Annotated in this window: 9 protein-coding genes; 2 read left to right on the plus strand and 7 right to left on the minus strand. The window is 74.0% G+C overall.

The window, feature by feature from the left end; all coding sequences use genetic code 11:
• Positions 1 to 112: 112 nt before the first annotated feature.
• Together AC2CJA_RS18335 and AC2CJA_RS18340 are read right to left on the minus strand one after the other, a co-directional pair.
• Positions 113 to 1,540, minus strand: a complete 1,428-nt coding sequence (locus tag AC2CJA_RS18335; RefSeq protein WP_484603782.1) for an ABC transporter permease — start codon at positions 1,538 to 1,540, stop codon at positions 113 to 115.
• A gap of 210 nt (positions 1,541 to 1,750) precedes the next feature.
• Positions 1,751 to 3,028, minus strand: coding sequence for a L,D-transpeptidase (locus AC2CJA_RS18340; RefSeq protein WP_484603783.1), 1,278 nt, complete (start codon positions 3,026 to 3,028; stop codon positions 1,751 to 1,753).
• 413 nt (positions 3,029 to 3,441) lie between these two features.
• Here AC2CJA_RS18340 and AC2CJA_RS18345 point away from each other — a divergent pair, with 413 nt between their 5' ends.
• The gene (locus AC2CJA_RS18345) at positions 3,442 to 3,756 is read left to right on the plus strand and encodes a hypothetical protein (RefSeq protein WP_484603784.1); all 315 of its coding nucleotides are present in this window, start codon (positions 3,442 to 3,444) and stop codon (positions 3,754 to 3,756) included.
• Here the strand turns inward: AC2CJA_RS18345 and hutH are convergent.
• The 5 genes from hutH to AC2CJA_RS18370 all read right to left on the minus strand — a co-directional run bounded on the left by hutH (position 3,737) and on the right by AC2CJA_RS18370 (position 9,726).
• Positions 3,737 to 5,293 carry a histidine ammonia-lyase gene (hutH, locus tag AC2CJA_RS18350; protein WP_484603785.1) on the minus strand — a complete coding sequence of 519 codons (1,557 nt, stop codon included), beginning with the start codon at positions 5,291 to 5,293 and terminating at the stop codon, positions 3,737 to 3,739. The genes AC2CJA_RS18345 and hutH overlap by 20 nt on opposite strands.
• A 111-nt stretch (positions 5,294 to 5,404) precedes the next feature.
• Complete coding sequence (locus tag AC2CJA_RS18355; RefSeq protein ID WP_484603786.1) at positions 5,405 to 6,613, minus strand: GGDEF domain-containing protein; 1,209 nt, start codon at positions 6,611 to 6,613, stop codon at positions 5,405 to 5,407.
• Between the two features lie 109 nt (positions 6,614 to 6,722).
• Positions 6,723 to 7,523: an enoyl-CoA hydratase/isomerase family protein gene (locus AC2CJA_RS18360; protein ID WP_484603790.1), complete on the minus strand. Its 801-nt coding sequence runs from the start codon at positions 7,521 to 7,523 to the stop codon at positions 6,723 to 6,725.
• 132 nt (positions 7,524 to 7,655) lie between these two features.
• Entirely contained in the window at positions 7,656 to 8,750 is a 1,095-nt protein-coding gene (locus AC2CJA_RS18365) for an adenylate/guanylate cyclase domain-containing protein (RefSeq protein ID WP_484603787.1), read from the minus strand.
• A gap of 76 nt (positions 8,751 to 8,826) precedes the next feature.
• Positions 8,827 to 9,726, minus strand: a complete 900-nt coding sequence (locus AC2CJA_RS18370; RefSeq protein WP_484603788.1) for a biotin--[acetyl-CoA-carboxylase] ligase — start codon at positions 9,724 to 9,726, stop codon at positions 8,827 to 8,829.
• A 101-nt stretch (positions 9,727 to 9,827) separates the two neighbouring features.
• Between AC2CJA_RS18370 and AC2CJA_RS18375 the strand changes: the two genes are divergently transcribed.
• On the plus strand, positions 9,828 to 11,026 hold a 1,199-nt coding region (locus AC2CJA_RS18375; RefSeq protein WP_484603789.1), incomplete at its 3' end, for an acyl-CoA carboxylase subunit beta.

The raw sequence follows: 11,026 nt of genomic DNA on the forward strand, positions 1-11,026 counted from the left end.
GCCGCGCGGGGGGGGCCCCCCCGCCCCCCCCCCCCCCCCCCCCCCCCCCCCCCCCGGCCGGGACGACCCGTGCGGGTCCCGGGGTGTGCGCGGGTCGTGGCCGGGTGAGGTCTCAGGCGACACGGCGCAGCGCGTCGGCGGGGCGCAGCCGGGCGGCTCGCCAGGCTCCGAAGGCTCCCGCGACGAGGCCGCCCGCGACGGCCAGCGTCACCGCCGACGCGATGACGCGGAGGTCGACGGGGGCGGTGAGCGCGATCTCCAGGGCCCGTTCCCCCTCCTGCCCCAGCAGTCGCGCGGCGCCACGCCCCGGTCCGCGGCCGGCGGCAGCCGCACCGGGAGCCGCCCCCAGCGACGCGGTCAGTGTCGGGCTGACGACGGTCACCGCGTACGCGCCCGCGCAGCCGAGGGCGATGCCCAGCCCGCCGCCGAGCAGCCCGTTGGCCAGAGCCTCCCCCATCACCTGGCGGGTGACCCGGCCGCTGCGCCAGCCCAGCGCCTTGAGGGTGCCGAACTCGCGTACCCGGCGGCCGACCGCCGAGGACGTGAGCAGTCCGGCGACGAGGAAGGCCGCGGCCAGCACGGCGTAGGACAGCCATCTGCCGACGCCTTCGGCGAGGTCCGCGGCCGTGCCGAGGGAGCCGGAGACCGTCTTGGCCAGGTCCGCCGAGGTGGTGACGGTGGTGTCCGGGACCTCCTTCAGCACGGCCGCCTTCACGTCCTCGATCCGCTGGGAGTCGGTGGCCCTGACGTAGACGGTGGTGATCGTGTCCTCGGCGTCGGCGAGTTCCTGCGCGCGCTCCAGGGGGATGTAGACCTGGGCGGCGGGCTGTCCGCTGTCGGCTGTGGCGATGCCGACGACCTCGAAACCGGTGCCGGCCACGTCGAGGCCGTCGCCGACCGCGATGTCCTCGCTCTCGGCGTGTGCGCTGTCCACGACGGCGACATCGGCATCGGTCTCGTCCTCGGCGAAGCCGCGTCCGTCGGTGATGGCGGAGGAGGTCAGCGGGCCCAGGCCGGGGGTGCGGACATCGGTGCCGTAAAGGGTGTGGGTCTCGACCCGGAAGTCGGCGCCGCCTCCCTCGACCCGGTCGCCCTGTTCCCCCGGCCCGCCCCGGCCACGCAGTTCGCCGCGGGCGAACTCGCCGTCCACCGTGACGGAGTTCAGGATCAGCCCGCCCACCGCCGCGGCCACGCCGTCCTGCTCCGCGATCGTGTCGACCGTGTCCGCGCCGAGGGTCTGGAAGCCCTGGACGACAAGGCGCTGGTTGCTCTGCTCCTCCCCCTCCTCCCCGGCGTCGAACCTGAAGCGGGGGCGCCGGGGCTGTTCGCCCTCCTCCGGTGGTTGCTGCGCCTTGGTGACGGTCATGTCCGTGCCCAGGCCGTAGAGGGACTCCAGGACCTCGTCCTGGGCTTGTTTCATCCCGGTGGAGACGGAGCTGACGACGATGACCAGCGCGATGCCGAGCGCCAGTCCGGAGGCGACGAGAAGCGCCGCCTTTCCGCGGCGGCGCAACTCCCGCCGGAGGTAGGTGAGGAACATGCGCGAGAACGTAGAAACGCTCGCTGACGTTCGGCTGAGGGTCTGGTGAGAGACGCGTGAGAAGTCACCGCCCCCGTGGGCCGGCGGGAGCACGCTCCCGGCACGCCGAAGGCGGCGGGCGCGGCGTGTGGCCCGCGCCCGCCGCCTTCGCGGGGGCCGGTTCCGGCGGGGCCGGAGGAGCCGGGGAACGGGCGGGAGGCCGACCGGCCCTCAGAGGGCGGATCCGGCCTTCCAGTCCTCCCAGGACATGTTCCAGCCGTTGAGGCCGTTGTCCGGGGCGATCTGCTTGTCGGGCGAGTTCTTGACCACGACGACGTCACCCAGGAGCGAGTTGTCGTAGAACCAGGCGCCGTCCTGGCCGGGGTCGTCCGCGCCCTGGACGTCGTTCAGTCCGACGCAGCCGTGGCTGGTGTTGACGCTGCCGAAGACCGAGTCGGCGCCCCAGTAGTTGCCGTGGATGAAGGTGCCGGAGGTCGACAGGCGCATGGCGTGCGGCACGTCGGGGATGTCGTACTCGCCCTTGCCGTCGTCGTCGGTGAAGCCGACGGTCGCGCCGTTCATCCGGGTCTCCTTGTACTTCTCGGAGATCACCATCTGGCCGTTGTAGGTGGGGGTCTCGGGCGCGCCCGCGGAGATCTCGAAGGTCTTGACGGTCCTGCCGTCCCTCACGACCTCCATGGTCTTGGTCTTCACGTCGACGGTGCTGATCTGCGAGCGGCCGACGGTGAAGCTGAAGCTCTTGTCCTGGACGCCGGTGATGCCGTCGGCGCCCTCGACACCGTCGAGGTTGAGGTCGACGGTGACCTTGGAGCCGGACGTCCAGTAGTCCTTGGGCCGGAAGTCCAGGCGGGTGTCGCTGAACCAGTGGCCCACGACCTCCTGACCGCCGGTGGTGTTGACCTCGATCGCGGCCTGGACGTCCTTCTTGTTGGTGATGCCCTTGTCGAAGTTGAGGGAGACGGGCATGCCGACGCCGACGGTCGAGCCGTCCTCGGGCGTGAAGTAGCCGATGAAGCTGTTGCCGGGCGAGACCGTGGTGAAGGAGGAGTTCTCCAGCACCTTGCGGCCGTCGGGGTCCTCGGCCTCGGCGGAGATCGTGTACCGGGTGGCGCGCTCCAACTGGCCGTCGGGCTTCCAGCCGCTGCCGTCGGAGGCGAGGGTGCCCTCGACCTCCTGGCCGGTCGCGGCGGCCTTCATGGTCACCGAGGTGAGTTCGCCGCCCTCCACCCTGACCTGGGCCGCGTGGATGCTGGCGTTGTCCGCGCCGTCCTTGGGCGTGATGAGTATTCGGGCGTCGGAGGACTTCTCCGCCGCCGCCCTGTCCACCTGGGCCTGGCCCTTCTCCGGCTCCTTCGAGGACTCCGCGCCGGGTCCGCCGCCGCTTCCCTCGCCCCCGCACGCCGACAGTGTGAGCACTCCGCCGAGCAGTGCGGCCGTCGCCGCGATGCCCCTACGGCGCTTGCCGTCCCTCATCACACGCTTCTCCATCCGCTCACGAACCCCTGGCTCCCCGTTCCGCGCCCCACGCCGTCCGGTGAGGGCGAGGCGGGACGTCCACCCCGTGGCCATATCCACGAGAACGCGAGGGAGCCGTGACCCGTTCCACCCAGGGTAGGACTGTGGGGTAAGACACCCGTCGGTCACCAGGGGTTGCACTGGTGGACGAGGAATTCCCCGGCTGTTCCGGATCGTTACCGGCAGGCCGCTCCCCGTGACAGCCGATCACATCACAGCACTTTCCTTCCGCCGCAGGACTTATGCGGCAACGTGACCGATTTCTCATGAGGTGGCCGGGCAACGGAGGCCGCCCCGCGACGGCGGCACTTCCCGCGGCCCCCTCCCCCTCGTTAGCATCGGTCGCAGCACCGCCGATCCGCTGTCTGTACCGAGGGGGCCCTCCCGTGCGAGCACACCGTCGACCGCTGGTGACCGCCGCCGTCGCGGGCTGCCTCCTGTGCGGTCTGTGGTTCGTACCGTCCGCGAACGCCACCGGTGAGGGCGAGCCGGCCGGAGCCGCGGCCTCCCGTGCGCAGGCAGGGGCCCAGGTCCGGACGCAGACCGGCTCCGGGGGCGAGGTGCTGCTGGCCGACACCGGCGGCTTCGACACCACGCCCTACCTCTTCGGCGGTCTCGGCTTCCTCGGCGCGGGCGCCGCCCTGCTGGTCAACGCCCGTGTACGGGCCGGCCGCGAGGGGCTCACGCCAGCGGTCCGGTGACGGCCTCGACCGCCGCCACCAGCCCTCCCGTGCGGACGAACGCCTCCGCCGCCGCCAACTCCGGCGCCAGATAACGATCTTCCCCCGGACCCCGCACCCCGGCCTCGCGCGCCGCGGCCACCGCCGCGGAGGCGGCGGGCGAGGGGGTCAGCCCGTCCGCCGCGCGCAGCTCGACCGCGCGGGCCGCGGCGCACAGCTCCACGGCCACCACGCGGGTCAGCCCGCCGACGGCGGTGCGCAGCTTGCGGGCGGCCGACCAGCCCATCGAGACGTGGTCCTCCTGCATCGCCGAGGACGGGATCGAGTCCACCGAGGCCGGGACGGCCAGCCGCTTCATCTCGCTCACCAGCGCGGCCTGGGTGTACTGGGCGATCATCAGCCCCGAGTCCACCCCCGCGTCGCCCGCCAGGAAGGGCGGCAGCCCGTGGCTGCGGGCGCGGTCCAGCAGCCGGTCGGTGCGGCGCTCGGCGATGGAGGCCAGGTCGGCCGCGGCGATGGCGAGGAAGTCCAGCACGTAGGCGACCGGAGCGCCGTGGAAGTTGCCGTTGGACTCCACCCGGCCCTCCTCGGGGAGCACCACCGGGTTGTCCACGGCCGCGGCCAGTTCCCGCTCCGCGACGGCTCGGGCGTGCGCCAGGGTGTCGCGCCCGGCGCCGGCGACCTGGGGCGCGCAGCGCACCGAGTAGGCGTCCTGTACGCGCGGGGCGTCGTCCTGGTGGTGACCGGTGAGACCGGAGCCGGCCAGGACCTTGAGCATGTTGGCGGCGGAGGCGGCCTGGCCGGGGTGCGGGCGGACGGCGTGCAGCTCGGGCGCGAGCACCCGGTCGGTGCCCAGCAGCGCCTCCAGGGTGAGGGCGGCGGTGATGTCGGCGGACGTGAACAGCCGGGCGAGGTCGTCGCAGGCCATGACCAGCATGCCGAGCATGCCGTCGGTGCCGTTGAGGAGGGCCAGCCCCTCCTTCTCCCGCAGCTCGACGGGGGTCAGCCCGTGCTCGGCCAGCAGCTCGGCCACCGGCCGCACCCGCCCGTCGGGCCCCTCGGCCTCACCCTCGCCCATCAGGGCCAGCGCGCAGTGCGACAGCGGCGCCAGGTCGCCGGAGCAGCCGAGTGAGCCGTACTCGTGGACGACGGGTGTGATGCGCGCGTTGAGCAGGTCCGCCATGGCGCGGGCCGTCCCGGGCCGCACCCCGGTGCGGCCAGAGGCCAGCGTCTTCAGCCGCAGGAACATCAGCGCCCGCACCACCTCGCGCTCCACGCGCGGGCCCATGCCGGCGGCGTGGGAGCGGACGATGTTGCGCTGGAGCCGCACGCGCAGCTCGGCGGGGATGGGGCGGACGGCCAGGGCGCCGAAGCCGGTGGAGACGCCGTAGACGGGGTCGGGGGACGCGGCCAGGTCGTCGACGACCCGGCGGGCGGCGGCGAGGGCGGCCAGCGCCTCGTCGGACAGTTCGACGCGGGCCAGGCCGCGGGCGACGGCGACGACGTCCTCGGCGGTGGCGCCGGAGGGGCCGATCACCACGCGGTTCTGCATATCCATATTCAGGAACACTAAAGAGTGAATCGAGTTCTGTCACGACCCTGCCGGGCCCGAGCCGGACCGCACGCCCTGCCGGGCCCGCGTACGTCGCCGGAACCCGCGCGCGGACGCTCACACGTCCAGGCCGCGCAGCCGGCGGCGGTCGCCCGGGGCTCCGATCCGCCCCTGCTCGGCCTGGTCCGCCAGGCGGACCACGGCGTCACCGGTGTATTCGGGACCCTCCGCCTCCCCGGCCGTCCCGGCGTCCCCGGCGCCCTCGCGCCCGGCCACCACCGGCTTGTCGGTACGGGCGGCCTTGGCCCGGTACTGGGCCGCGTCGGCGAGGCGGAACAGCCGGCGGGGCGAGCGGACCGGGCCTATCGGGTCGCCCGTCGAGGCGACCCCGCAGGCCACTCCCTGTCCCGTCTCCAGTTCCGCGGCCCGCAGGCACACCTCGTCCGCCACCCGGACCACCTCGTCCGCCGGCGGGCCCACCGCCAGCAGGCAGAACTCGTCCCCGCCCAGCCGGGCGGCCAGGGTGCCCGGAAGCATCGCGCCGCACAGGGACAGCACCGAGGCGAAACGTTCCAGCAGCCGATCACCCGCCTCGTGTCCCAGCACGTCGTTGACCCTCTTGAGCCCGTTGACGTCGCAGACCAGCAGGCTGACCACCGTCCCGTCCGCGCGGTGCCGCTCCAGTGCCTCCTCCAGCCGGACATCCACCGCCCGGCGGTTCGCCAGGCCGGTGAGGGGATCGGTGAAGGCCAGCCGGCGCACCTCCTCCAGCCGCTCGGTCTGTGCGATCCCGGCCGCGATCACCGACGCCAGCGCCTCGGCGAAGTCCGCGTCGGCCCGGTCGAAGACCGGCCGCCCGATCTCGCGCGCCACGTACAGCTCGCCCCACGCCCTCCCGTCCACGACGACCGGTGCGACCACGCAGCAGCCCCGCCCCCGCCGGCGCAGCGCCGGCGGCCGGCTCTCCTGGGGCACCGCGGGGCCGTACCGGGAGACCCGGCTCCCGCCGTCGGCCGTCTCCACCCAGGCGCGCGTCCCGGCCCCCGGGCCCGCACCGCGGCGCAGACCGGTGATCTCGGGGAAGTCGTGGACCGGGTACGTCTCGTCCTCGGGGAACTCCTCCTCGTCCCCGCGACGCTCGCCGGTGTTCACCAGCACCCGCAGCAGGCCGCGCTCGCGCTCCCAGACGGACAGGGCCGCGAAGGAGCCGTCCAGCGCGGCCCGCGCGCCCCCGGCGGCGGTGCGGACGGCATCGCGCAGGGTGTGGGCGGCGGCCATCTCCTGCGCCAGCCCCACCACGGTCCTCAGCCGCGCGTCGTCACCCATGCCGTACCCGATCCACACGACCCAGGTTATGGGCCCTCACTCCGGGTCGCCGACCGGTTCGCACCGGCCCGCTCCGGCTTCACCGGGCTCGTGCCCGCTCGTGGCCGGGTCACTCCCCCGGCCATCGCGGGGCCCGCTTCTCGTTGAAGGCCGCGACCCCCTCGGCCCGGTCGCCGGAGAACGCCACCGAGCGCCAGGCGGCGTCCTCGACCTCCAGACCGCCGCGCAGATCCATCCCCCATCCGGTGCGCAGCGCCCGCTTGGCCGCACGCAGGCCCACCGGGGAGTTGACCGCGATGCGCCGGGCCAGCTCCAGCGCCTCGGCCCGGTCCTGGCCACGGGCCGCCAGGAGGTCGACCAGGCCCAGCTCACGGGCCTCCTCGGCCTCCACCCTGCGCGCGGTGAAGATCAGCTCGGCGGCGCGGGCCGCGCCCACCCGGCGCGGCAGGAGCTGGGTGCCGCCGCCACCGGGGATCACCCCGACCGACACCTCCGGCAGGCCGACCACCGCGGTGGGGTCCGCGACGATCAGGTCGCAGGACAGGGCCAGCTCGAAGCCGCCGCCCAGCGCGAACCCGTGCACGGCCGCGATCACCGGCACCGGCAGCTCCAGCACCCCGGTGTAGGCGGCGCGGGCGTACGGCCGCTGCCGGGACAGGTCGGCGTCGCTGAGGGAGTTGCGCTCCTTCAGGTCCGCGCCCACGCAGAACGCCCGCTCGTGAGTGGAGGAGAGCACCACGGCGCGCACCCGCCGGTCCCCGGCGAGCGCGGCGCAGGCGTCCCCGATGTTGCGGGCCATCTCGGTGGAGACGGCGTTCATCGCCTTCGGCCGGTCCAGCACCAGCTCGGCGACGTGCCCGTCCGGCTCCCGCCGCACCGCGACCCACTCGCCGAACCGCTCCTCGCCCACGCCCTCGTGCACGCTCACGTCGCCCACACAGCCCTTCCGGTTAACGATCGCTCACTGGTGTACGGGCGCATCATGCCATCCGCCCCGCCCGGCGGGTCCACGGGCGAGCGGTCGGGAACCGGGGGCGAGCGTTCAGGAACCGGGAGCGCGGCGGGTCAGCAGCCAGGGCTCGATGACACCGAGACCGCGCACCGGGCGCTGGTAGAGGGGCTGGAGCGCGAAGCGGTACGCCGCGTCGGCGTCCGTCTCCTTCTCCGACTCCGGCGCCTCCCCCGCGGCCACCAGCTCGGCGCGCAGCGCACCGTCCACCAGCACCGTGTCCTTGGGCGCTATCGAGGTGAGCCGGCTGGCCAGGTTGACCGTGTTGCCGAACACATCGCCCATCCGGGTGGTGACCGTGCCCAGGGCCATGCCCACCCGCAGCTCCGGCATCGTCGCGTCGTTGGCCAGGGTCTCGATCAGCCGCAGCCCGATCTCGGCCGCGGTGCCCGCGTCGTCGGCGACGTAGAGCACCTCGTCGCCGAGTGTCTTGATCAGCCGGCCGCCGTGCGCGGCGACCAGGTCGGCCGCGGTGGTCTCGAACGCCTCGACCAGCTCGCCCAGCTCCTCCTCCTCCAGCCGGCGCGTCAGCCGGGTGAAGCCGACCAGGTCGGCGAAGGCGACCGCCAGGCGGCGGTCCACCATCTCCTCGTCGTCGGCCGCCTGCACCACCCGGCCGGTGGCGGCGGCCAGCTGCCGCCGCCAGACGTAGACCAGGAACTCCTGGAGTTCCGGCAGCAGCAGCTCGACCAGCGGGTAGGCCACCTCGGTGCGGGTCATGCCCGGCTCGGGCGGCTCGGTCAGCCCCTCCAGGAAGGAGTCGATCTGCCATTCGGCCAGCCGCGCGGTGGTCTGCCCGGTGGACCGCGCCACCTGCACCGCCATCGCCTCGCTGAGCAGTCCCGCTTCCACCAGGCCGGCCAGCCGCCGCAGCGCGATCACGTCCGTCTCGGTGAGCGCCCTGGCCTGGCCGATGTCGGCGAACCCCATGGCCCGCCAGAAGCGGGCGGCCAGCTCCATGGGGACGTCGGCGGCGCGGGCCGCCTGGAAGGGCGTGTACTGCCGGCCCGCGCCGAGGATCAGCTGCTCGATGCGGAGCGCGAGGGGGTCCTCCTCCGGATGGGCCGGTTCATGGGCCGCCTCGCCGTCCGTCGTCGGCTCTTCGGCTGGGGTGCCCGAGTCGTCCACTGCCCTTCCGTTCCACTCACTGCCGCCGCGCCCGCCGCGCTGGGTCGCCTCAACGATACGGCAGGTGTGCCCTGGCTCACTCTCCCGGCGACCACCCCCGCGCTTCCTCCGGACCGGGCCTGAGGTGCACGATGTCGCCCGCGCCCACCGGCTGCTGCACGCCTTCGCCGCCGGCCAGGACCAGCCGCCCGGCGCCGTCCACCGCGACCGCCTCGCCCAGCAGCTCGCGCTCCCCGGGCAACACCGCGCGCACCCGCCGGCCCAGCGTGGCGCAGCCCGCGGTGTACGCCTCGCGCACTCCGCTCGCCTCCGGATCACCGCCGGCCTCCCGCCAGCGGCCGTACCACTCCTCCAGGGAGCGCAGCACCGTGCGCAGCAGGGTGTCGCGGTCGGTGACGCGCGCGCCCGCCAGGGCCAGGGAGCCGGCCCCGGGCACCGGCAGCTCCTCCTCGCGCAGCGTGACGTTGAGACCGATGCCCAGCACCACCGCGGCGGAGCCGCCGGGGCGCTCGACCCGCTCGGAGAGGACGCCGCCGATCTTGCGCTCCTCGTCCCCGGAGCGCACCAGGACGTCGTTGGGCCACTTCAGCACCACGTCCGCCCCGGCGGTGCGGGACAGGGCGGAGGCGGTGGCGACCCCGGCCAGCAGCGGCAGCCAGCTCCACCGGTCGGCGGGCGCGGCGGGCGCCAGCAGCACGGAGAGGAAGAGCCCCGAGCGGGCGGGCGCCGTCCAGGTGCGCTCCAGCCGCCCGCGCCCGGCGGTCTGCCGCTCGGCGACGAGCACCTCCCCCTCCCGCGCCTCGCCGCGGGCGGCCCGCGCGGCGAGATCGGTGTTGGTGGAGCCGGTGGAGTCCACCACCTCCAGGGAGGTCCACAGCGATGCGGGCCGCACCAGCGCACGGCGCAGCGAGGCGGCGTTCAGCGGGGGCCGTTCCAGGTCCGACCAGGGACTGTCCGACGGGTCGTTCGGTGTCATGCAAGACAGATTAGGTGTGGCAAACGCCGCACCGCCGGATCACTCCCGCGCCGATACGCTACGAGTCGGTAGCCAGACGCCACGACGAGGAGCCGCAGCCCGTGTCCGAGCAGCAGAGCCCAGCCCCCGAGGACCAGGATCGTCACACGACCGCGGGCAGGATCGCGGATCTGCGGCGGCGCATCGAGGAGGCCACGCACGCGGGTTCGGCGCGCGCGGTGGAGAAGCAGCACGCCAAGGGCAAGCTGACCGCCCGCGAGCGGATCGAACTGCTGCTGGACGAGGGGTCGTTCACGGAGCTGGACGAGTTCGCCCGGCACCGCTCGACCAACTTCGGCCTGGACGCCAACCGTCCCTACGGCGACGGCGTCGTCACCGGCTACGGCACGGTCGACGGCCGCCCGGTGGCCGTCTTCTCCCAGGACTTCACCGTCTTCGGCGGCGCGCTGGGCGAGGTCTACGGCCAGAAGATCGTCAAGGTGATGGACTTCGCGCTGAAGACCGGCTGCCCGGTCATCGGCATCAACGACTCCGGCGGCGCCCGCATCCAGGAGGGCGTGGCCTCGCTGGGCGCGTACGGCGAGATCTTCCGCCGCAACACCCATGCCTCCGGTGTGATCCCGCAGATCTCCCTGGTGGTGGGCCCGTGCGCGGGCGGCGCGGTCTACTCCCCGGCGATCACCGACTTCACGGTGATGGTCGACCAGACCTCCCACATGTTCATCACCGGCCCCGACGTCATCAAGACGGTCACCGGCGAGGACGTCGGTTTCGAGGAGCTGGGCGGCGCCCGCACCCACAACTCCACCTCCGGCGTGGCGCACTACCTGGCCTCCGGCGAGGAGGACGCGGTCGAGTACGTCAAGGCGCTGCTGTCGCACCTGCCGTCCAACAACCTCTCCGAGCCGCCCGCCTTCCCCGAGGAGGCGGACCTGGAGACCTCGGAGACCGATCTCGAGCTGGACACGCTGATCCCGGACTCGGCCAACCAGCCGTACGACATGCACGGCGTGATCGAGCACGTGCTGGACGACGGCGAGTTCCTGGAGACCCAGCCGCTGTTCGCGCCGAACATCCTCACCGGCTTCGGCCGGGTGGAGGGCCACCCGGTCGGGATCGTCGCCAACCAGCCGATGCAGTTCGCCGGCTGCCTGGACATCGACGCCTCCGAGAAGGCCGCGCGCTTCGTGCGCACCTGCGACGCCTTCAACGTCCCCGTGCTGACCTTCGTGGACGTGGGGGGGGGGGTGGCGGGGGCCCCCCCCGCCGTCGGGGGGGGCCGGCGGGGGCGGGGGCCCCG

The sequence above is a fragment of the Streptomyces sp. ATLC9 genome, assembly GCF_057196705.1.

Excerpts from the sequence above, each read along its gene's own strand:
- AC2CJA_RS18335 (WP_484603782.1), bottom strand. The coding sequence starts at position 1,540 with ATGTTCCTCACCTACCTCCGGCGGGAGTTGCGCCGCCGCGGAAAGGCG.
- hutH (WP_484603785.1), bottom strand. The coding sequence starts at position 5,293 with ATGGATATGCAGAACCGCGTGGTGATCGGCCCCTCCGGCGCCACCGCC.
- AC2CJA_RS18370 (WP_484603788.1), bottom strand. The coding sequence starts at position 9,726 with ATGACACCGAACGACCCGTCGGACAGTCCCTGGTCGGACCTGGAACGG.
- AC2CJA_RS18355 (WP_484603786.1), bottom strand. The coding sequence starts at position 6,613 with ATGGGTGACGACGCGCGGCTGAGGACCGTGGTGGGGCTGGCGCAGGAG.
- AC2CJA_RS18340 (WP_484603783.1), bottom strand. The coding sequence starts at position 3,028 with ATGGAGAAGCGTGTGATGAGGGACGGCAAGCGCCGTAGGGGCATCGCG.